The 19,878-nt window shown below is 68.3% G+C and carries 19 protein-coding genes; 7 read left to right on the forward strand and 12 right to left on the reverse strand.

Going from position 1 to position 19,878, the window contains the following annotated elements; translation table 11 throughout:
* Nucleotides 1-15: 15 nt before the first annotated feature.
* Nucleotides 16-210 carry a hypothetical protein gene (locus K307_RS21670; protein WP_013958138.1) on the forward strand — a complete coding sequence of 65 codons (195 nt, stop codon included), beginning with the start codon at nt 16-18 and terminating at the stop codon, nt 208-210.
* Between the two features lie 84 nt (nt 211-294).
* On the opposite strand, the gene K307_RS21675 is transcribed toward K307_RS21670, so the two are convergent.
* From K307_RS21675 to hemA, 6 genes are all read right to left on the reverse strand, one after another.
* Nucleotides 295-921 carry a UbiX family flavin prenyltransferase gene (locus tag K307_RS21675; protein ID WP_042882673.1) on the reverse strand — a complete coding sequence of 209 codons (627 nt, stop codon included), beginning with the start codon at nt 919-921 and terminating at the stop codon, nt 295-297.
* An 8-nt stretch (nt 922-929) separates the two neighbouring features.
* Nucleotides 930-1,241 carry a Grx4 family monothiol glutaredoxin gene (grxD, locus tag K307_RS21680; RefSeq protein ID WP_010809878.1) on the reverse strand — a complete coding sequence of 104 codons (312 nt, stop codon included), beginning with the start codon at nt 1,239-1,241 and terminating at the stop codon, nt 930-932.
* 125 nt (nt 1,242-1,366) lie between these two features.
* Complete coding sequence (gene prmC / locus K307_RS21685) at nt 1,367-2,260, reverse strand: peptide chain release factor N(5)-glutamine methyltransferase (RefSeq protein WP_042882678.1); 894 nt, start codon at nt 2,258-2,260, stop codon at nt 1,367-1,369.
* Between the two features lie 145 nt (nt 2,261-2,405).
* The gene (locus tag K307_RS21690) at nt 2,406-2,732 is read right to left on the reverse strand and encodes a hypothetical protein (RefSeq protein ID WP_042882680.1); all 327 of its coding nucleotides are present in this window, start codon (nt 2,730-2,732) and stop codon (nt 2,406-2,408) included.
* Between the two features lie 182 nt (nt 2,733-2,914).
* A complete protein-coding gene (gene prfA / locus K307_RS21695; protein ID WP_042882682.1) occupies nt 2,915-3,997 on the reverse strand; it encodes a peptide chain release factor 1 in 1,083 nt (360 codons plus the stop codon).
* A gap of 99 nt (nt 3,998-4,096) precedes the next feature.
* Nucleotides 4,097-5,401, reverse strand: coding sequence for a glutamyl-tRNA reductase (hemA, locus tag K307_RS21700; protein ID WP_042882685.1), 1,305 nt, complete (start codon nt 5,399-5,401; stop codon nt 4,097-4,099).
* Nucleotides 5,402-5,569: 168 nt separating this feature from the next.
* Between hemA and K307_RS21705 the strand changes: the two genes are divergently transcribed.
* Entirely contained in the window at nt 5,570-5,815 is a 246-nt protein-coding gene (locus K307_RS21705; protein ID WP_042882687.1) for a hypothetical protein, read from the forward strand.
* A gap of 49 nt (nt 5,816-5,864) precedes the next feature.
* Here K307_RS21705 and K307_RS21710 read toward each other — a convergent pair whose 3' ends face one another.
* A complete protein-coding gene (locus K307_RS21710; protein WP_042882689.1) occupies nt 5,865-6,656 on the reverse strand; it encodes a 5'-methylthioadenosine/adenosylhomocysteine nucleosidase in 792 nt (263 codons plus the stop codon).
* A gap of 173 nt (nt 6,657-6,829) precedes the next feature.
* Here K307_RS21710 and K307_RS21715 point away from each other — a divergent pair, with 173 nt between their 5' ends.
* The gene (locus tag K307_RS21715; protein ID WP_042882691.1) at nt 6,830-7,279 is read left to right on the forward strand and encodes a GDP-mannose mannosyl hydrolase; all 450 of its coding nucleotides are present in this window, start codon (nt 6,830-6,832) and stop codon (nt 7,277-7,279) included.
* 103 nt (nt 7,280-7,382) lie between these two features.
* On the opposite strand, the gene galU is transcribed toward K307_RS21715, so the two are convergent.
* On the reverse strand, nt 7,383-8,390 hold the full coding sequence (gene galU / locus K307_RS21720) for a UTP--glucose-1-phosphate uridylyltransferase GalU (RefSeq protein WP_080745151.1): 1,008 nt from the start codon (nt 8,388-8,390) through the stop codon (nt 7,383-7,385).
* A 488-nt stretch (nt 8,391-8,878) separates the two neighbouring features.
* Between galU and K307_RS21725 the strand changes: the two genes are divergently transcribed.
* On the forward strand, nt 8,879-11,305 hold the full coding sequence (locus K307_RS21725; protein WP_042882692.1) for a hypothetical protein: 2,427 nt from the start codon (nt 8,879-8,881) through the stop codon (nt 11,303-11,305).
* A 13-nt stretch (nt 11,306-11,318) separates the two neighbouring features.
* Here K307_RS21725 and K307_RS21730 read toward each other — a convergent pair whose 3' ends face one another.
* The 4 genes from K307_RS21730 to K307_RS21745 all read right to left on the reverse strand — a co-directional run bounded on the left by K307_RS21730 (nt 11,319) and on the right by K307_RS21745 (nt 15,723).
* Nucleotides 11,319-12,491, reverse strand: coding sequence for an acyltransferase family protein (locus K307_RS21730; RefSeq protein ID WP_042882693.1), 1,173 nt, complete (start codon nt 12,489-12,491; stop codon nt 11,319-11,321).
* Nucleotides 12,492-12,501: 10 nt separating this feature from the next.
* A complete protein-coding gene (locus K307_RS21735) occupies nt 12,502-13,149 on the reverse strand; it encodes a colanic acid biosynthesis acetyltransferase (protein ID WP_042882695.1) in 648 nt (215 codons plus the stop codon).
* Nucleotides 13,150-13,355: 206 nt separating this feature from the next.
* Nucleotides 13,356-14,504, reverse strand: coding sequence for an acyltransferase family protein (locus K307_RS21740; protein WP_042882697.1), 1,149 nt, complete (start codon nt 14,502-14,504; stop codon nt 13,356-13,358).
* Nucleotides 14,505-14,541: 37 nt separating this feature from the next.
* Nucleotides 14,542-15,723 (reverse strand): group 1 glycosyl transferase, encoded by a 1,182-nt coding sequence (locus tag K307_RS21745; RefSeq protein ID WP_051975091.1) that lies wholly within the window; start codon nt 15,721-15,723, stop codon nt 14,542-14,544.
* A 263-nt stretch (nt 15,724-15,986) separates the two neighbouring features.
* Here K307_RS21745 and K307_RS21750 point away from each other — a divergent pair, with 263 nt between their 5' ends.
* The 3 genes from K307_RS21750 (at nt 15,987) to K307_RS21760 (ending at nt 19,826) form a co-directional block, all read left to right on the forward strand.
* A complete protein-coding gene (locus K307_RS21750; RefSeq protein ID WP_051975092.1) occupies nt 15,987-17,237 on the forward strand; it encodes an oligosaccharide flippase family protein in 1,251 nt (416 codons plus the stop codon).
* 13 nt (nt 17,238-17,250) lie between these two features.
* Nucleotides 17,251-18,312 (forward strand): glycosyltransferase family 4 protein, encoded by a 1,062-nt coding sequence (locus K307_RS21755; RefSeq protein ID WP_042882699.1) that lies wholly within the window; start codon nt 17,251-17,253, stop codon nt 18,310-18,312.
* 503 nt (nt 18,313-18,815) lie between these two features.
* Entirely contained in the window at nt 18,816-19,826 is a 1,011-nt protein-coding gene (locus tag K307_RS21760) for a GlxA family transcriptional regulator (RefSeq protein ID WP_042882701.1), read from the forward strand.
* Nucleotides 19,827-19,878 lie beyond the last annotated feature (52 nt).

A 19,878-nucleotide genomic window follows, 5' to 3' on the forward strand; every position in this document is an offset into this window, starting at 1 on the left:
GACGAAACCATGAGAATGCTGACGATTGGACTGGCCGCCGCGGCGGCGTCAGTCACCCTGTTGGGCGGCTGCGCCGTCTATCCCACCCCCGCCGGCCCTGCGGTAGGCCCGGCGCCTGTCTACGTCGCGCCCGCGCCAGTGGTCGTTGCGCCCCGGCCGTACTACTACGGCGGCTATGGCTACTATGGCCGCGGCTATCGTCACTGGTAATGACAGCGGTTAGCCGGAGAATGCTGCTGCGTAGAAAGAATTGAAGCAGGATTGAAGCAACGGCAGGGAGCCCGGCAGCAGCGTTCAGTTGCCGCCTGCCGCGTCACCGGGACGGCCATTCAGTCCGCCCCAGCTGGGCGCGAGCGTCTGGCCGATCTCGGGCAGGTCGACCAGGTCCAGCACGCGGCCGACCGTATGGTCGACCAGTTCGGCAATGCTTTGCGGCTTTTGATAGAAGCCCGGCACCGGCGGGAACACGATCCCGCCCATTTCCGTCACCGCCGTCATATTGCGCAGATGCGCGAGGTTCAGCGGCGTTTCCCTGACCATCAGCACCAGCTTGCGCCGCTCCTTGAGCGTGACGTCGGCAGCGCGCGTGATGAGGTTGTCGGAGAAGCCGTGCGCGATCGCGGCGAGCGTGCGCATCGAGCAGGGGGCCACCACCATGGCGTGCGCGCGGAACGAGCCGCTGGCGATGGTGGCGCCGATATCGCGCACGTTGTGCACGACACTGGCGAGCGCTTCCACCTCGGCACGGCTGATATCCAGCTCGTGCTGCAGGTTCATCACGCCCGCGGGCGAAATCAGCAGGTGCGTTTCCACCCCGGGCGCCGCGCGCAGCACCTGCAGCAGGCGCACGCCGTAGATGGCGCCGGTGGCGCCCGTGATGGCGACGATCAATCGCTGCGGCGTGCCGCCGGTCACGGGCATGACTGGGCTCAGCCCTTCAGCAGGGTCTGCAGCTCGCCGTTCTGGTACATCTCCATCATGATGTCCGAGCCGCCGATGAACTCGCCGTTCACATAGAGCTGCGGGATGGTGGGCCAGTTGGCGTATTCCTTGATGCCCTGGCGGATGCCTTCATCGTCCAGCACGTTGACCGTGGTCGGCGCGTCCACGCCGCAGGCCTTCAGGATCTGGATGGCGCGGCCCGAGAAGCCGCACATCGGGAACTGCGCGGTGCCCTTCATGAACAGGACCACCGGGTTGCCCTTGACGATCTGGTCGATCTTTTGCTGCACGTCGCTCATGGTTTGCTTTTCGGTTGGGCGGGACCGTTGCGCGGGCGCCGCCTGGGGAGAATGGGATCCGCGCGGCCAGCCGCACGGCGGAGATCTGTTTTGCCGGAGATTTTACCCGGAATCGCCGCCGCGCTTCAGGCGGGCTTGTTGGGACCTGAGGTCGGTGTTCGGGGCCAGCGCCCGCCGGTGCAGCGTTCCTGGCCGGCGAGGTCGCGCACGGTGGATACGTCGGTAAAACCGGCGGCTTCCAGCAGCTTGCGAGTGGCCCGCGCCTGGTCGAAGCCATGTTCCATCAGCAGCCAGCCGCCGGGCAACAGCCGCGCGCCGGCGCCGCCGACGATGGCGCGCAGGTCGGACAGGCCGTCTTCGTGGTCGGTCAGCGCGTCGATCGGCTCGAAGCGCAGGTCGCCCTCGGCCAAGTGTGGATCGCCCTCGGCGATATAGGGTGGGTTGCTGACGATCAGGTGAAAGCGCAGGCCCGGCGGCAGCGCCGCATACCAGTCCGACACCAGGAAGTGGATGCGGTCGGCGCCGAGTGCGCTGGCGTTGTCCTGCGCCACCATCAGCGCGCCGGGCGAGATATCGGTGGCCCAGACGTGCGCATCGCTGCGCTCGCGCGCCAGCGTAACGGCCAGGATGCCGGAGCCCGTACCCAGGTCCAGCACCTGCGGGTGCGGCACGTCGGCCAGCCGGGCCAGCGCGGCTTCGGCCGCGATCTCGGTGTCGGGCCGCGGGATCAGGACATCGGGCGTGACGCGGAACTTGCGGCCGAAGAATTCACGCTCGCCGATCAGGTAGGCCATCGGCTCGCCGGCCAGGCGCCGCGCCAGCAGCGTGGCAAAGGCGTCGCGCTGGGGCAGGCTGAGCATGTCGGTGTCGCGAGTGATCAGCTGGGTGCGGTTCAGCCCGGTGACGTGCGTCAGCAGCATGCGCGCTTCCAGCGCCGGCAGGCCGGCCATGGCGGCCAGGGTCTGGGCTTCGCGCAGCGTCGGCGTCGCCGGCAGTGCGGCGGTGTTGGGGGAGGACATCTGGGGGGTAGGGGACGGTTCTGTTGCCGGCCACAAAAAACCCCACCGGCGCAAGGCCTGGCGGGGCTTTGTGGCGGGACTTCCGGCTTGGCGCCAAGTGTACCGCCAGATTGGCGGCGGTGGCCCGAAGCCCCCGCCGGGACGATTACTTATTGACCGCGTCCTTGGCCTTGTCGGCGCCGGCGTTGACAGCGTTCTTGGCGGCCTGCTTGGCATGTTCCATGGCGCTGCCGGCCTCTTCCTTGGCCTTTTCCGCAGCAACCGAAGCGCTCGAAGCGGCATCGCTGGCAGCGGCCTTGGCGGCGTCTGCGGCACTGCCGGCTGCGGCGGCGGCGTCGCTGGCCGCTTTCTTCGCAGACTCAGCCGCGCTTTGCATGGCGCTGTCGGCGCTGGAGGCGGCCGGGGCTTCTTCCTTCTTGCTGCAAGCGGCCATCGCCGCGGTGATCATCAACAGTGCGAGCAGCTTTTTCATGATTTCTTCCTTGGGTATGTTTTCGGGAGAGAGATACACCCGGCACCTTCTCCGTATGCCGGTCGAAATCGATTATAGACAGGGCCTTTTACGCTGCTAGTGCTGTTTCAAGCATTTACAAGAAATACAACTGTATCGGCGACTTTACGCGCGGTTGATGGCGGAACGGTTACGCGGGTGAGTTAAGCGTCCTCTCCGAGTGCCGCCAGCTGGTCGGCCTGGTGCTCCGCCGACAGCGCCGACAGCAGCTCGTCCATGTCGCCGTCCATGATCATGTCGATCTTGTACAGCGTCAGGTTGATGCGGTGGTCGGTCACGCGCCCCTGGGGGAAGTTGTAGGTGCGGATGCGGTCGCTGCGGTCGCCCGAGCCGATCAGGTTGCGCCTGGTGCTGGCCTCCTTGGCCTGCGCGGCGCGCGTCTGCATGTCCTTGATGCGTGCGGCCAGCACCTTCATTGCCTTGTCCTTGTTGCGGTGCTGGCTGCGGTCGTCCTGGCACTCGACCACGATGCCGGTCGGCAGGTGGGTCAGGCGCACAGCGGAATCGGTCTTGTTGACGTGCTGGCCGCCCGCGCCCGAGGCACGGAAGGTGTCGATGCGCAGGTCCGCCGGGTTGATCTCGACCTCGCCGACTTCATCGGCTTCCGGCATCACCGCGACGGTGCAGGCCGAGGTGTGGATGCGGCCCTGTGCCTCGGTAGCCGGCACGCGCTGCACGCGGTGGCCGCCGGACTCGAACTTGAGCCTGGAAAACGCCGCATCGCCGGCGATCCGCACGATCACCTCCTTGTAGCCGCCCAGGTCCGACTCGGACTCGCTCATGACCTCCACCTGCCAGCGCTGGCGTTCGGCGAAACGCGTGTACATCCGCAGCAGATCGGCGGCGAACAGCGCGCTTTCCTCGCCGCCGGTGCCGGCGCGGATTTCCAGCAGCAGGTTGCGGTCGTCGTTGGGATCCTTGGGCAGCAGCAGGCGCTGCAGGCTGGCTTCGAGCGTTTCCAGCCGCGCGCGCGCGCTGGCGATCTCGTCGGCGGCAAAGTCCTTCATCTCCGGATCGTCCAATAGCGCCTGCGCGGTGGCCAGGTCGTCCTGCGCCTGGCGGTACTCGCCGTATTGCTCGGCCACCGGCGACAGTTCGGCATGCTCGCGGCTGAGCTTGCGGTACTGGTCGATCCTGGCGGTGGCGTCTTCGCGCGCGAGCAGGGCGTTGACTTCGTCGAGTCGCTCGGCCAGTTGGTCGAGCTTGGCAAGCATGCTGGCTTTCATCGGGTGCGGGGGAAAGAGGTGGGCCGGAGGGCCGGGGCTGCCCGCGGACGGGCGGCGGCATGCCGGCGCGGCAGGGCGCGCGGCGCAAGAGCAGAGCGGCTAGCGCTCGGAGTGGCTGCTGTGGCGGAACAGGCCCGGCACCAGGCGCAGCAGCGCCTCGCGGTCCTCGCCCTGGGTGTGGTTCAGCGCGTGGGTGGGGCCGTGCAGGAACTTGCGGGTCAGCGCGCCGGACAGCGCTTCGAGCACCGCTTCAGGATCGTCGCCACGCGCGAGCATGCGGCGCGCGCGTTCCAGCTCGGCCTGGCGGATGGCCTCGCCGCTGGTCTGCAGTTCGCGGATGACGGGCACCACGCTGCGGGTTTCCAGCCAGTGCATGAAGTTCTGCACGCGGCTTTCGATAATGGCCTCGGCCTGCGCGACCGCGGCCTGGCGCAGGGCATTGCCCTCGCGCACGATCGCGCCGAGATCGTCGACGGTGTACAGGAAGACGTCGTCCAGGCGTGCGACTTCGGCCTCGACGTCGCGCGGCACGGCCAGGTCGACCATCATGATCGGGCGGTGCTTGCGGCGCTTGACCGCGCGCTCCACCGCGCCCAGGCCGATGATCGGCAGCGAGCTGGCGGTGCAGGACACTACGATATCGAATTCATGCAGGCGCTCGCCCAGGTCCGTCAGGCGGATCGCCTGCGCGGTCAGGCCCTGGCCGGAGAGCTGCTCGGCCAGCTTCTCGCCGCGCTCGACGGTGCGGTTGGCCACCACGATCTGGCGCGGCTGCTGGGCGGCAAAGTGGGTCGCGCACAACTCGATCATCTCGCCCGCGCCGATAAACAGCACCCGCTGGGTCGAGACGCTTTCAAAGATCCGCTGCGCCAGCCGCACCGCGGCCGCGGCCATCGACACGGAATGCGCGCCAATCTCGGTCTGACCGCGCACTTCCTTGGCCACTGCGAAGGTGCGCTGGAACAGCTGGTTCAGGTACGTGCCCAGCGAGCCGGCCTCGCCGGCGGTGCGCACGGCGTCCTTGAGCTGGCCCAGGATCTGGGTTTCGCCCAGCACCATCGAATCCAGGCCGCTGGCCACGCGGAAGGCATGGCGCACGGCTTCCGACTGCGGCAGCGCGTACAGGTGCGGCGCCAGTTCGCCGGCGGGCACGTTGTGATGCTGCGACAGCCACCGCAGCGTGTGCTCGAAACCATCCGTGCCCGGCGTCAGGACGTCGGTCGCGCAATAGATCTCGGTGCGGTTGCAGGTGGAGAGGATGGCGGCTTCGGTGCCGCTGCGCCCCGACAGGTGGGAGCGCAGTGCGCCGAGCGCGGGTTTGATCTGCTCGAGCGGAAACGCCACCCGCTCGCGCAGCGAGACAGGTGCCGTCGTGTGATTGATGCCGATCGCGAGCAGTTGCATTGGTTGGGGACAGGTGCGGTCCGAAGCGTGGCCGGACCGGATGCCATTATACCGCCGGCATCGCTATTTGCAGGCGTAGCGCCGCAAGGCGGGGCAGCGGCCGCCGATTGCAGTATCGTTACGCCGCAGCCCCTTGTGGCTGTGATCCGTACAACACTGGAGAAGGGGATGCTGGGCACCTTGATCGTGGGTTTGCTGGTTGGGCTGGCGGCGCGCCGACTGCATCCGGCGGGGCGCGTGGTGACGCTGCCGGCCGCGCTGGTGCTGGGCGCGGCGGGTGCGGCGGCCGCTTTCTACGGCGGCCGGGCGCTGCATCTGTTTGTCGACGGGCAGCTCAGCAGCTGGCTGGCGGTGATCGCCGGCGCGGCGCTGCTGGTGGGGTTCTGGGGCACGGTCCGGCCGCGCGGGCGGTAAAAACAGAACTGATTTCCCGGTCGGGAATCTGCACGCGGGTTGATCCCGGTCAGACGGCGCCCGCCGTCTGCTCTTTCGCCCTTGCGGCCAGCAGGCGCCAAAGCACGCCACTGGAATAGTGGCTTGCCACATCCTTCAGGAATGCCGCGAAGTCCACATGCGCGCTGTCGTCGGCGCGGTCCGAGATGGTCCGCATCACGGCATACGGCACGCCGTACTCGTGGCAAACCTGCGCCACCGCGGCGCCTTCCATCTCCACCGCCAGCAGGCCGGGCAGGCGCTCGCGCAGTTCCGCGACCGCGGCCGGTGAGCCGATGAACTGGTCGCCGCTGGCGATCATCCCCCGGTGCAATGCCGGCGACGCCACCCCGAAGCGCTCCAGCACATCGCGTGGTACCTCGGTCGGCAGGTCCAGCCGCAGGAAGTCCGATGCGGAGGCTTGCAGTTCGGCGGTCAGCGCCGGGTCGGCCGGGAACTCGGCGCGGTCCAGCAGCGGCACTTCATGGCGGCCGAAGAACGGTCGCGCGTCCAGGTCGTGCTGGATGGTGCGGTCGGCGATGACGATGTCGCCAACGTTCGTTTCAGCGCCGATGCCGCCGGCCAGCCCGGTAAAGACGATCTGGGTCGCGCCGAACTCGCGGATCAGCGTGACCGTGGTTGCCGACGCCGCCACCTTGCCCATGCGCGCCAGTACCAGCACGCACGGCTGGCCGTACAGGTGGCCGGCGTAGTAGTCGCGCATGCCGATGGTGTGCACCGTGGCGCGGCTGTCGTCATGGCGCATGGCGGCCACCAGGCCATCGACTTCATCGTGGATGGCGGCAAGGATTCCGAGGGTCATGGCAGTGAGGGTAGCGGCAAAGCCGATAGCTTAGCGTTGCGCGACGCCCGCGTTGCGTAAATCGTAGCGGGCGGCCACGGGATTTTGGCGTTTGCCGCCTGAACGACGCTGACGGCGAGGCCGCCCCGGTGCCTTACACTTTGCCGATGACGAAATCCACTGACGCGACAGCCATGCTGAGCAGAGACGACTTTCTTGCGGTGGTGCGCGGCGCGCCGCTGGTGGCGATCGACCTGGTGGTCGCCGAGCCGGGTGGCCGCATCCTGCTGGGCCGCCGCAGGAACCGGCCGGCGCAGGGCAACTGGTTCGTGCCGGGCGGGCGCGTCCGCAAGGACGAGCGCCTGGACGACGCCTTCCGGCGCGTGGCTGCGGACGAGCTCGGGCTCGATCTCCGGCGGCGCGAGGCCCGCATGCTGGGCGTGTACGAGCACTTCTACCCGGACAACTTCACCGGTGCGCCGGATATTGGCACGCACTATGTGGTGCTGGCCTATGCGGTGCGGGTGGCGGGCATGGAGTTGGCCGCGCCGGCGGACCAGCACAGCGAGTACCGCTGGATGCCGCCGGCCGAGATCCTCGGCTGCGACGACGTGCACGAGAACACGCGGGCGTACTTCCGCTAGCCACGGTATCCGGCGGCGCCGCCAAAAAAAATGAGCCCGCACAAGGCGGGCTCAAGTGCCCCGCACGCCGCGGCAGCCGGCGGGGGTCCGGCTGCCGGGCACACTAGGCATCCGCCGCGGCCAGCGATTCAATGACCGTCGGGGACTCGGACTCCCTGGCGCCTGCGGATTCGGAGTCGGGCTGCAGCTCGGCGATGCCACCGGCCGCCGTCGGCAGCGTGGCCAGGCGGCCCGGCACGCCGAGCGCGTGCTCGGTGCGCAGGTAATGCTTGAAGGGCTCGGCCACCTCGGCGTGGCGCAGCGCGAATTCGACCGTCGCCATCAGGTAGCCCAGCTTGCTGCCACAGTCGAAGCGTCGCCCGTGGAAGCGGTAGGCCAGTACCTGCTCTTCGGCGAGCAGCGCCTGGATCCCGTCGGTCAGCTGCAGCTCGCCGCCGGCGCCGGGCTTGAGTGCCTGCAGGTGGTCCAGGATGCGCGGTGTGAACACATAGCGGCCCACCACGCCCAGCCGCGAAGGCGCCGCCTGCGGCGCCGGCTTCTCGACGATGCCGGACATCTTCACTACGCGGTCGTCCCAGGGCTTGCCGGCGATCACGCCATATGCGCGCGAATCCTCCGGCGCGATCTCTTCTACCCCAACCACCGAGCTGTGGTAGTGGTCGAACACCCGGATCATCTGGCTGAGCACCGGGGTGGGCGCATCGAGCAGGTCGTCGGCCAGGATGACCGCAAACGGTTCGTCGCCCACCAGCTTGCTGGCGCAGCGCACGGCGTGGCCCAGGCCCAGCGGTTCGGCCTGGCGCACATAGAAGCAGTCGACATGCGAGGGCTTGATGTTGCGTACCACGTCCAGCAACTGCTGCTTGCCGCGCGCCATCAGCTCGGCTTCGATCTCGCAGGATTTGTCGAAGTGGTCTTCGATGGCGCGCTTGCTGCGGCCGGTGACAAAGATCAGCTCGGTAATGCCGGCCGCTATCGCCTCTTCCACCGCGTACTGGATCAGGGGCTTGTCGACCACGGGCAGCATCTCTTTCGGGCTGGCTTTGGTGGCCGGCAGGAATCGCGTGCCGAGACCGGCAACCGGGAACACGGCTTTCTTGACCTTGAACATGACGTTGTCCTGTTATCTGGTTGGGACGCTGGCGACCGTCCCTGCAGCGCCCCCGGGGCGTGCAGCGCAGCCGGTATCTGCAGCCTATGGCGTGCGACGCGTGGCGTTCTGCCAACAGTTCGCCTTAATCAGCCAGCGGCCGGCCAGCGTGCACCTGGCATAGGCTTGCGCTGCGCGCCACACGCGGCGCTCTCGTCGGCTGGAGGTAGGGTTTTGGCCGATCAATCCGGCATGCCCTAACTAAGCTTCCGGAACCGGCCGGACAGTGCCGGACCTGCGGCCGTGCACGCTGCCGGTCAGCGCCTGCGCTCCCATCACCTGTCCGGCCGGACCCGGCATATCTCGCCGGGCGCCACGGCGGTAGTCCGGCCCATCCGCGGCTTGCGCCATGCACGGCGGGCCCTGCCGCCGGCGCCTCCGGCCCGGGCCGGGCGCGTGACACTGCGCCTCGCCTCGCCCCCAACTCTGGGACCAACCATGGAGAAGCCATGACGATCTGTACCAGCCCCAAGGCAAGCGCGGCGGCGCTGCCGCGCCTGCGCACCGTTTTCGCGAGCCTGTGCCTGTGGTGTTCGCTGCTGTTTGCCTTGTCCGGCTGTGGCAGCGGAAGCGGCGGCGGCGCCGATGGCGGCGGGAACGCAAGCCTGGCCGTGGAGGCCGCGGACGCCTGGACCCTGTGCGCGACCGAAAACAAGACCTGTGTGTTCAGCGGCACCCACCAGGTCAAGTACGGTACCGAGACCCAGTACGTGATCAAGACCTTCACCGGCGGTACGTCCTGCGACAACGGCGTGTTCGGCGACCCTGCGCCCGGCGCGGCCAAGAGCTGCTGGTACGACGCCGGCACGGCTTCTGCGGCGGTCGACAACAGTTGGGTCGCATGCGGCAGCGAGAATGGCTTCTGCACCTTCACCGGTACGCGCGTGGTGAAGTACGGCACCTCGACGCAGTACGTCACCAAGACCTTTTCCGACGGCGTGGCCTGCAACAACGGCGTGTTCGGCGACCCTGCGCCGGGTGCCGCCAAGGGCTGCTGGTATGCGAGCGCCGCGACCGAGCCGTTCGCGCCAACACCCAGCCCCGGCAGCCCCACCCGCGCCGTGCTCAGTTGCAACAAGCCCGGCGCAGGCGTGGCGGCGGGTGGCGCCGGCGATGCCATCGAGGCTGACTTCGTCGGTGGCGACGGCACCCGCATGGCGGCTGCGGGTGCGGCTTTCCAGTTGCGCTTTACGACCCGCACCGGCGCTGACGACATCGTGAACTGGCAGATCGCCGATGCCTGGGGCACCGTGCGGGCGCAGGGCAGTTTTCCTGCCGCGGCCGGTGCGCGCACCACCACGCTTGACTGCATGTCAGCGCTGGCCGGCTATTTCGCCATCTCGGCCAGCCTCGGTTCGGGGCAGGGCGCGCTGCGCAGCCGCGGCACGCGGCCGGACGGCATCGCCACCTTCGGCGTGCTGCCGGATGTGACGCCGGTGCTGCCGGTGGCAACCTTTGCACGGCAGGACCTGCATCGCTTCGGCGGTCAGGGCGCGGCGTACCTGCTGCCCGGCCAAGCCTGCTGCACCGGCGACGGTTATCGGCCGCTCTACACCGCGCTGGGCCTGAGCTGGGTCAACGACAACCGCAACTGGTACAAGACGGAGCCCAACGGGCCCAACACCTTCTCGGCGCAGGCCGATAACCTGGCACCGTTCTTCAAGCCGGGCGACCTGATGCGGCTGATCCAGCTCGACGGCATCCCGGCCTGGGCCAGTCCCACCGGGGTGGCCACCCATAGCTATGCGCCCAAATCGCTGGCGGACTACCAGAACTACATGGGCCGCGTCGGCCAGGAGTCAGACCGGATCCGCAAGCAATACTTCCCGGCGCAGTCGGCCAACTACTACCAGGTGACCTGGGAGCCCGACTACACTGGCGGGCTGCCGTGGCTGGACACCGACGCCAACCTTGTCGCGATGTACCGCGCCACCTGGCAGGGCATCCACGGCACCGATCCGGCGGCAGTGGTGATGGGCGTCACCAACGCGATGGTGCGCGAGAACACCCGCTGGCTGAACCGCTTGGTGCCGCAAGGACTGGGGCCCTCCCTCGACGGCGTCACCGTGCATGGCTACTACGACATCGGCACCTCGCCGTCGCACCCGCCCGAACGGCTGGTGGGCGACAGCGACGCGGCGGTCGCCGCCAATGCGCTGCCGGCCGCAATGCGCGAGCTGCGCCACGCCGTTGCCAGCCAGCTCAAGCGCGGTGCGAAGCTGTTCGTCACCGAGACCGGCATCAGCTACGACCTCGGCACCGCATACGGCCCGGCCTACCCGACGCCCAACGTGTTGTACGGGCACGGCTCGGTGGTGGCGCGCACCCACCTGATCCTGCTCGGCGAAGGCGCAGACGTGACCTTCGTGTTCTATGCCAGCGACACGCCCGATTCGACCGGTCAGGCCGGCTATGGCGTGTTCTTCGACCTGGACAACGCACGCGGTGGCTACGGGCCCGAGCGAATCAGCCCCAAGCCCGCGGCCATGGCGGTGGCGGCAATGACGCGCCTGATCGACGGCACCAATACGCTCGGCCCGCTCACCGGCCTGCCCGCGGGCGCCTATGGCTACGCCTTCCAGCGCCTGAACGGCGGCAAGGTGGTGACCGCGCTGTGGGCGCACAGCAATGCCAGCTGGAACGCGGCGGCAGGCTTCAGCACGACCTATGGCATCCCCTACACCCTGCAGGTCGACGCGCCCGGCACCAGCGGACAGGTGTCGGTCCTCGACATGATGGGCAACGCGATCTCGGTGCCCTATGCCAACGGCGCGGTCAACCTGCAGCTCACCGGGACGCCGCTCTACGTCGTGTCCGCCAATGCGGCCGTGATCCAGTCGCGCGTGACGGCGCCCGAAGGCTACGTGCCGCAGTAGCGGCATCAGACGCTCAGGCCGTCGGCCGCTTGTTGGGTAGTGCGGCCGAGCCGTCACCGGTGCCGCCCGCGGCGGCACCGGCGCGGGGCTGGCGCGGCGGGAACAGCGCGTCGCGCAGCCGCAGGAAGGGGAACTCGATCGCACGCGTGGTCAGGAAGCCGACCGCGATCGCCAGGCCGAACTGCAGCGCCAGCCCCGCGGCCCACACCAGCGGCACCGGCACGCCGAGGGCCATCGCCTTGCGGATGAAGAGTTCGCCTGGAGCCAGCGCCAGCGAGTGCCACAGGTAAATGCCGTACGAGTAGACGCCGGTCCATGCCACGGCGCGATAAAGCCAGGCATTGCGCAGTCCGGCCGAGTATTCCAGCACCAGCACGATCAGCGCGACGAAGCCAATCGCCTGGATCGTGTAGCCCACGCTCTCTTCGAGCGCGAGCGCTTTCTGCAGCCACCCCAGCCACACCACCAGGCCCAGCACCAGCGCGCCCAGCAGCACCTTGTTGCGGGCCAGGCGCCGGTACAGCTCTGGCTGCATCCAGTAGACCGTGGCCAGCATCACGCCGATCAGCAGGCTGTCGATACGGTATTGCGTGTAGGCCGACGCCGCCTCCAGGTCGCCCGCCGCCACCGCCGCGCAACGTGCCGCCAGCACCGCCGCGCACAGCGCGCCCAGCGTCCACAGGATCGTGCGCGCGCTGACATGCCAGCGGCTCATCACCAACAGCAGCGCGGGCAGCAGCAGGTAGAAGTGTTCCTCCACTGCCAGGCTCCAGGTCTGAGCGATCGACGAACCCAGGTAGTTCTGCAGGTGGCTCAGGTTCTGGTACAGGAAGGTGCTGGTGGGGTGGCGCCCCACCAGCACGTGGAACAGGATCAGGGCGTAGTAGGCCGGCCAGATCTTGAAGATGCGCCGGATGATGAAGCGTCCGGCGTCGATATGGCCAGTTTGCGCGTACTGACGCAGCAGCAGGCCGCCGACCAGGAAACCGCTCAGCGTGAAGAACAGGTTCACGCCTTCGCGGCCGTATTGCTTGAACGGGTACTCGATCGCGGCGAGCAGCGGGTAGCCGGTGGTGACGGTGTGGAAATGCATCCCCATCACCATGATGATCGCCAGCCCGCGCACGAAGTCCAGTTCGATCGAGCGGCCGCGCTCGGCGCTGATCGTGTGTGCCAGGTCTTGCATGAGAGTCTCCTCAGGGCACCTTGGGTGCGCTATGGCCGGGGCCGGTGCCGTCGAACCGGTTGCGGATAAAGCGGCAGGGATTGCCGCCGTAGATGCCTTCGGGCGCCAGCGAGCGGTGCACCACCGACATCGGCGTGACCACCGCGGAGCGCCCGATGGTGACGCCCTTCTGCACGATGCAGCGCGAGGTCACCCACGCGCCGTCCTCGATCACGATCGGCGCCACCATCAGGTCCATGTTGGTATCGACCGCATGCGAGCCGGTGGTGAGGAAGCTGCCCTGCGAAATGCAGACGTGCGAGCCGATACGGATCGGCGCCTGGTTGTACAGCCAGACGTCGACGCCGAACCAGCAGGCGTCGCCCACTTCCAGGTTCCAGGGGTATTTGACGCGGATCGGATGCATCAGCCGGCAGCCGCGGCCAATGCGTGCGCCGAACAGGCGCAGCAGCGACACGCGCAGCGCGGAAGACGGCACCAGCTTGTTGTTGACGATGGTGGCCTCGAGCAGGAACCACAGCGCCTCGACCAGCAGGCCGCGCCGGCGCACGTAGTTGCCCTTGCCGGCGCGGTCCAGCGCGATCACGCAGTCAGTGCCGGCAGCGGGGCGCGTGAAGCCGGCGCCTTCCGGTTGGTGGGCCAGTGCTTCGCCTTCCATGATCGACCTCCCCTTCGTTTGCCGCCGGATCGAGGTGTCCGGCGTGCGGCTGTCTCGGTGCCGAGTGTTGGTTGTGTTCCCGTTGGAAAAATTATCGAACGCCAGCCGCATCGCAACGCGGCCCCGCGCGCATTTGGCCCGCGCGGAATAGGTTTTGGCGGCCACGCACTAGCGTGTTTCGTGTTGTGGCGTGGCGACGGGCGCCACTAGGGCAGCGGGCCGTGCAGGCCCTGCGCCGACGCTGGCGCGGTGCTGGCGCGGCGGTCAGGGAAGATCGCGTCGCGCAGCCGCAGGAACGGGAACTCGACCGCGCGCGTGGTCACGTAGCCGGCGCAGATGGCGATGGCGAACTGCAGCACCACCGCCAGCGCCCAGGTGGCCATCGGTGGCACGCCGTGGGCGAGCGCGGCGCTGATGAAGATCTTGCCTGGCTCGCGGGCCACCGTGTGCCACAGGTAGATGCCGTAGGAGTAGAGCCCCACCCATGCCACCCAGCGGTAGGGCAGTGTGTCGCGCAGCCGGCCTGAATGCTCGAGCACCAGCATGATCAGCGCGCTGAAGCCGATCGACTGGATGGTGAAGCCGATGCTCTCCTCGACCGTGATCTCGTCCTGCAGGAACACCAGCCACACCAGCAGCGTGGCCACCGCGAGCATCAGCCACGCGCGTCGCGTCGCCAGCTTGCGGTAGTGCCCCGGCAGCAGCCAGTACAGGATTGCCAGCATCACGCCGAACAGCAGGCTGTCGACGCGGTAGTGGGTGTAGACATAGGCAGCCTGGATCTCGCCTGACGCCACTGCCGCACTGCGCGCGACCAGCACCGCCAGGCAGGTGGTGCAGAGCAGGCACAGCAGCACGCGCGGTCCCAGGCGCAGGCGCGCGGCCAGCAGCAGCGCCGGCGGCAGCAGCAGGTAGAAATGCTCTTCCACCGCCAGGCTCCAGGTCTGGGCGATCGAAGAGCCCAGGTAGTTTTGCAGGTGGGTCAGGTTCTGCACCAGGAAGGAATCGCGCGGGTGGCGGCCGACAATGGCATGGAACAGAATCAGCGCGTAGTAAGCGGGCCAGATCTTGAACATGCGGCGGATGATGAAGCGGCGCGCATCGATCGTGCCGCGCTCGGCCAGCTCGCGCATCAGCAGGCCCCCGACAAGGAAGCCACTCAGCGTGAAGAACAGCGTCACGCCTTCGCGGCCGAAGTTCTTCAGCGGATATTCGAGCAGCCAGACCAGGGTGCTACCGGTGTTGACGGTATGGAAGTGGATCCCCATCACGGCGATGATGGCCAGCCCGCGGATGAAGTCGAGCTCGCGCAGCCGGGCAGGCGCCGGCGCCCCGGCTTGGTGTGGAAGTGGCATCGGTAGTGTCTCCGGTCGGTGCGGCCGGCGCGGCGGGTCATGCCGCGGCCCGGCGCAGCGTCATCTTGAATTCGGTGACCGTGTGGCGCGCCAGCAGCTGCGCGCGCGAGTCGGCGCCCGCGGCTGCTGCCGTGGCGGCGGGCGGCGCCTGCGCCAGTTGGTCCAGCGCGCGGCCGATAGCGGCTGCCGAGAGGTCGTCCATCACCGGGCCCAGATCGCGGCCGCGGCAGAACCAGCCGATCAGGCCGTCGGCGGTCGCCAGCACCGGCTTGCCGAAGCGGTAAGCCTGCACCAGCACCCCGCTCATGCCGTAGTGGCTCTTGTAGCCGAGCCACACCGCGTCGCAGGCGGAGAACAGGTCGGCCTCCTGCGCCTCGGGAATGAACCGGTCCAGCAGCAGCGGCGCCGGCGACAGGCTGGCGGCGGCTTCGCCAAGCCATGCGCGGGTCTCGTCGTCCTGCACGCCGGCTACCACCACCCGCGGGGCGCCGGGGCGGGCGGCCAGCGCGGCCACCAGTTCGCGGATGCCCTTGCGCGCCGTGATGGCGCCGTAGACCAGCAGCACCGGGCCGTCGTCCAGTGCCAGCCGCGCGCGCGCCGCCGCCTGGGTGGCAGGCGTCATGTCCGGGCTCGGGTCGGCCAGGTAGGCCAGTGTGGCACCGGCCCGGTTGCCATACCACCCGGGCAGCGTGGGGTCGATCGACAGCATCGTCTTCAGCCCCGGCGCCGACAGCGCGCGCCGGAACAGCAGCGCCTTGAGCGCATTGGTCAGCGGATGGCGAGGGGCCCGTACGCCCACGCGGTGGTGGTGGAAGCCGGCCCGCATCGTGATGCCCACCCACGGCGTCGCGCCCAATGGCGAGCCCAGCAGCGGCAATGCCCACAGGAAGTAGTCGGCGTAGGGCACCAGTACCTGCTCGCAGCGCTGCGCGGCGGCAGCCTGGCGGAACAGGTGGCGGAAGATGCGCCAGTAGCGCACGTAGGCGATGCGGCCCGCGCCCCGGCCCGCGTCGGCCGGCAGCGGCATGGCTATCAGTGTGCAGCCGGGCGAGCTGCCGGCCTGCAGCGCCTGCGCGAGCGGATGGGCAAGGTTGGCCTGGTCGGTCACCACCACGCAGCGCCGGCCGGCCTCGGCAAAGGCCTGCAGCGCCCATTCCACGTAGCGCCAGCGGTGGCCGGTGAAATCGGGCTCGATGATGAAGAGGCAGGAGTCGGACATCGTCATTCCCTGGGTGCCGGCCGGTGTTATCGCAACACTAGCAGCGCGCATACGTCGGCAGACGCCAATATCCAGCGGCCGGCTGACGGATTAAGGCGGTTGGTGTGGCGCCGCGCCGCGTTGGCCGAAATCAGCTATGCGATGGCGGGACGCTGCGGCCGCGCCGCGTTCTAGTTAAGTCCGTTGCGTGTCGTTGCCGCCTGCCGCCACCGGAAGGGCTGGTGAGGCCGCAGGAGCCGGACGGCAGCAAGGACGGGAATCCCATGATCAAGACGCTGAAGTTCCTGGCGGTGCAGTCGCGCAGACGGCCGCCCGCCAGCTCGGCCGTATGGGTGCTGGCGCAGCAGGCGGCAGTGCGCGGCATGGTGGCGGTCAAGTTCCTGGTGGTCGGGCGATTGCTCGGGCCCGAGGCGCTCGGCGTGGCCGGGGTCGCGCTGCTGGCGGTGGCGATCGCCGAGGCGCTCAGCGACACCGGCCTGCCGCAGGCCGTGATCCAGGGCCTGCGCGCGCCGGCACTGGCCGAGCTCGGCGCGATCTGGTCGGCCCTGGCCTGCCGCGGCGCGCTGGTGGCATTGCTGCTGCTGGCGCTGGCGCCGCTGCTCGAAGCGCAGTTCCACCTGGCCGGGGCGCTGCCGCTGCTGCAGCTTGCCGCCGTGCTGCCGCTGCTGCGCGGGGTGGCTTCCCCCGCCTACTATGTCGTCACGCGCGAGCGCGGCTTCAGCCGGGTAGCCGCGCTGGAGATTGCCGCGGCCCTTGCCGACTGCACGCTCAGCGTGGTGTGCGCGCTGGCCGGCGCGGGCGCCTACAGCGTCGTGATCGGCCTGCTTGGCGCCGAAGCGCTGAAGACCGCGCTGACCTGGGCCACGATGCGTCCACGCCCGCCGCTGCGCCTGCGCTGGACCGGCATCGGGCACTACGTCGGCTTCAGCCGCTGGATCTGGGCGGCCAGCGTAATCAACCTGCTGCTCAACCAGTTCGACAAGGTCATGGTCGGCAAGCTGCTGGGCCCGGCGCAACTGGGCGCCTACCAGATGTCTTCCAAGCTTGCGCAGATGCTGCTGGCCGATGCCGGCATCGCCATGTCGCAGTACCTGTTCCCCACCTTTGCCGCCCGCCACCGGCAGCAGGACGGCTCCGCGCCACGCCTGCTGCGCCGCTTGCTGGGGCTGGCTGCGCTGGCACTGGTACTGGCGGTGGTGGCGCTCAACCTGGTGGCCGAGCCGCTGTTCCTGCTGCTGCTCGGATCGACGTGGCTCGAGGCCGTGCCGCTGTTCCGTGTATTCGCGCTCAACATGGCGATCGGCGCACTGATCGCCTTGCTGGTGGCCTATCTGCGCGCCATCGGCGAGCCGCACGTGACGACCCATGCCTCGCTGGTGCAGGCCGGCGTGTTGCTGGCGTGCGTGGCGCCGGCCACGCACTGGTGGGGCGCCATCGGCATTGCCTGGTCCATGACCGTCGGGCTCGCCAGCGCGATGGCATGGATGCTGGTCCGGGTCTTCAGGAGCAAGTAATCAGGAGAAAGTCATGCGCATACTCCATCTGGTACTGACGCCGCGCATGTCGGGCGCGGAAATTCTGGTGCGCGACCTCGCGCTGTACCAGCAGGGCTGCGGCGAGGCGGTGGCAGTGGCCGCGCTGATGCCCGCGCACGCCGACTTCACGCCGCTGCGGGCCCAGCTTGCCGCGGCCGGCGTGGCATGCAGCTTCCCGAAGCAAGCCCAGCGCCCGCTGGCGCGGCTCTGGTACCTGCATGGCGTGATGCGTCGCTGGCGGCCCGACATCGTTTTCGCGCACGCGACCATTCCCGCGTTCTATGCCCGCGCGCTGCCCTCGCGCGTGCCGGTGGTGTATGTCATGCATTCCGCGGTCAATGACTTCGAGCGCGACCTGTTCCGCTGGGCCGAACGGCTGCTGTCGCGGCGCGCCCGCGCGGTGGTGGGCGTGGCGCAGAGCAATGTGCGCGACTACCTGGCTGCGGTGGGGCCGCATCCGCGCCTGACCGTGATTCCCAACGGCGTCGACACCAGCCGCTTCGCGATGCCGCCAGCCGCCCCGTCCGGTGCTGCGCCGTTGCTGCTGCAGATCGGGCGCTATGACGCGGTCAAGAACCAGTTGCGCACCGTACGCGCGTTCCACGCCATGCTGCGGCAGGCGCCGCAGGCCCGGATGGCTTTGTACGGCGTGATAGAGGACCCGGTGTACTACGCCAGGGTGCGGGCGCTGGTGGCCGAGCTCGGGCTCGGCGGCATGGTCAGCATCAACGGTCCCTGCGACAACGTGCCGGCGCTGCTCGCCCAGGCTTCGGTGTTTGCGATGCCGTCCGCCTCGGAGGCACACAGCATTGCCTTCCTGGAAGCGCTGGCCAGCGGCATCCCGGTGGTGGCCAGCGACATCCCCGCGTTTGCGTTCGCCGGCGGCCATGATTGCGTGCAACTGGTCGATTGCGCAGATATCGATGCCTATGCGCAGGCGTTGGTACGCGCGCTGGGGCAACCACGAGCGCGGCGGCCACTGGAGGGACTGACGTTGCGCGATACGGCCCGGCGCTATGAGGCGATTGCGAGAGAGGTGCTCGGGGTGGCTTGAGAGGCAGGTCCGGACATTGACGCAGTCAGCCCGCCGACGACGAGCCGGCACCACGTGGCGCATTCCCGCCGACAAAGCTGGGCGCACCAAAATCACTCCACTTCCTCAATTTGGGGCACGTCGCCAGGACTGTTGCATTTGCGTCAAATTCCAAGCGCGTTTTCCCTCACTTGGTGAATTAAGAATGCACCAGATCACGTAGTAGTGTGATTTATATCACGTTCGAATTGGTGCGTTTTTGTTGCAATGCAGCGTAAGGACTATATTGCTTTTAATGGCGCGACATAGCTGATTTTGCGAATGAGGGAGTCGCGTATTGCATGGAAAAACATGTTTTGTAACAGCAGGTTGCGGAATATGCGAGAAGGCGGTCGATGCCTTCCGCCAAGACATCGCCGGTATCGGACAGTCCGGGAATAACCGAAACGGCAATGTATATGATGCAATGCAATACAAACGGTTTCGCGCCAGAAAGAAACCAATGAAGGTGTTGGGGGAAAATCATGCCGTACGCCCAGATCGAGCCGCCCGCTGCCAGTGTCTTTTCCAGTGCATTGTCCATAAACGCTTTACGCTGCACCTCGCGGCGAATCGGAATCCTGCTTTACGACGGATTTTCCCTGCTCGGCGCCGGCCTGGTTGCCGAACTGTTCCAGACCGCCAACGAGATCACGGCGCCCAGCGGTGGCGGGCGCATCACCTATGACGTGCGCTTCCTGTCGGTCGAAGGTGGCAGCGTGACCTGTTCGGCCGCGGTGCGGGTATGGACCGACAGCCTCGACCCGCGCCGTCCCGCCGGCCTCGACATGCTGTTTATCGCCGGCGGTGAGGGCGCCCGTTCCGCAGCCAGCGACACGCGCCTGCTGTGCTGGCTGCGTGCCGCTTGCTCCACCACCGACAGCGTGCGGCCGATCGCGGAGGGGCGTGCGGTGCTGGTGGCCGCGGGCGTGATGAAGCCAGCCGAGGCGCCACGCCGCCCGCACCTGTCGGCGGTGCCGGCGGGCGATGACGCCGAGCTGCGCTTCGAGTCGATGAAGGGGGCGCTGGCGGTGATCCGCCGTGACCTGGGCGTCGACGTGGCGCGCGCGGTGGTGGAGCGCGTGCTGCCCGCCTGGAGCGACCAGCTGCTGCCACGGCTGGGCGACGCCGGCCTGACCAGCCCCGCCGACAAGATCCGCGCCGCCGCGCGCTGGCTGCAGCAGAACTGCGAGCACGATATCTCGATCGCCGACGCCGCCGAGGTTGCGACCATGAGCGAACGCAACTTCCTGCGTCGCTTCAAGCTTGAGATGGGCGTCACGCCTTCCGACTTCCTGCTGCGCGCGCGCCTGGAGACGGCCTGCGGCTTCCTGGCCGAGACCGAGCTGCCGGTCGACAAGGTGGCGCGCCGCTCCGGCATGGGCAATGGTGACCGCCTGGCCAAGATTTTCCGCAAGCGGCTGTCGGTCTCACCGACGGAATTCCGCCAGCGCCACAGGGAACAGCGGGAACACCGGGCCGCCACCGACGGCTGAGGCGCGCCCGCGCGCATCCATCACCCCCGATTTGCTGTTTGAAAAGCTCCGC

Origin of the sequence: Cupriavidus necator A5-1, assembly GCF_000744095.1 — a bacterium.
Classification (GTDB): Bacteria; Pseudomonadota; Gammaproteobacteria; order Burkholderiales; family Burkholderiaceae; genus Cupriavidus; species Cupriavidus necator_A.

Coding starts and splice junctions, on each gene's coding strand:
- K307_RS21745 (WP_051975091.1), bottom strand. CDS start 15,723: ATGTCCGACTCCTGCCTCTTCATCATCGAGCCCGATTTCACCGGCCAC.
- K307_RS21725 (WP_042882692.1), top strand. CDS start 8,879: ATGACGATCTGTACCAGCCCCAAGGCAAGCGCGGCGGCGCTGCCGCGC.
- K307_RS21750 (WP_051975092.1), top strand. CDS start 15,987: ATGATCAAGACGCTGAAGTTCCTGGCGGTGCAGTCGCGCAGACGGCCG.
- K307_RS21715 (WP_042882691.1), top strand. CDS start 6,830: ATGCTGAGCAGAGACGACTTTCTTGCGGTGGTGCGCGGCGCGCCGCTG.
- K307_RS21730 (WP_042882693.1), bottom strand. CDS start 12,491: ATGCAAGACCTGGCACACACGATCAGCGCCGAGCGCGGCCGCTCGATC.
- K307_RS21670 (WP_013958138.1), top strand. CDS start 16: ATGCTGACGATTGGACTGGCCGCCGCGGCGGCGTCAGTCACCCTGTTG.
- prmC (WP_042882678.1), bottom strand. CDS start 2,260: ATGTCCTCCCCCAACACCGCCGCACTGCCGGCGACGCCGACGCTGCGC.
- K307_RS21755 (WP_042882699.1), top strand. CDS start 17,251: ATGCGCATACTCCATCTGGTACTGACGCCGCGCATGTCGGGCGCGGAA.
- K307_RS21740 (WP_042882697.1), bottom strand. CDS start 14,504: ATGCCACTTCCACACCAAGCCGGGGCGCCGGCGCCTGCCCGGCTGCGC.
- hemA (WP_042882685.1), bottom strand. CDS start 5,401: ATGCAACTGCTCGCGATCGGCATCAATCACACGACGGCACCTGTCTCG.
- grxD (WP_010809878.1), bottom strand. CDS start 1,241: ATGAGCGACGTGCAGCAAAAGATCGACCAGATCGTCAAGGGCAACCCG.
- K307_RS21710 (WP_042882689.1), bottom strand. CDS start 6,656: ATGACCCTCGGAATCCTTGCCGCCATCCACGATGAAGTCGATGGCCTG.
- galU (WP_080745151.1), bottom strand. CDS start 8,390: ATGTTCAAGGTCAAGAAAGCCGTGTTCCCGGTTGCCGGTCTCGGCACG.
- K307_RS21735 (WP_042882695.1), bottom strand. CDS start 13,149: ATGGAAGGCGAAGCACTGGCCCACCAACCGGAAGGCGCCGGCTTCACG.
- K307_RS21705 (WP_042882687.1), top strand. CDS start 5,570: ATGCTGGGCACCTTGATCGTGGGTTTGCTGGTTGGGCTGGCGGCGCGC.
- K307_RS21675 (WP_042882673.1), bottom strand. CDS start 921: ATGCCCGTGACCGGCGGCACGCCGCAGCGATTGATCGTCGCCATCACG.
- prfA (WP_042882682.1), bottom strand. CDS start 3,997: ATGAAAGCCAGCATGCTTGCCAAGCTCGACCAACTGGCCGAGCGACTC.
- K307_RS21760 (WP_042882701.1), top strand. CDS start 18,816: ATGCCGTACGCCCAGATCGAGCCGCCCGCTGCCAGTGTCTTTTCCAGT.
- K307_RS21690 (WP_042882680.1), bottom strand. CDS start 2,732: ATGAAAAAGCTGCTCGCACTGTTGATGATCACCGCGGCGATGGCCGCT.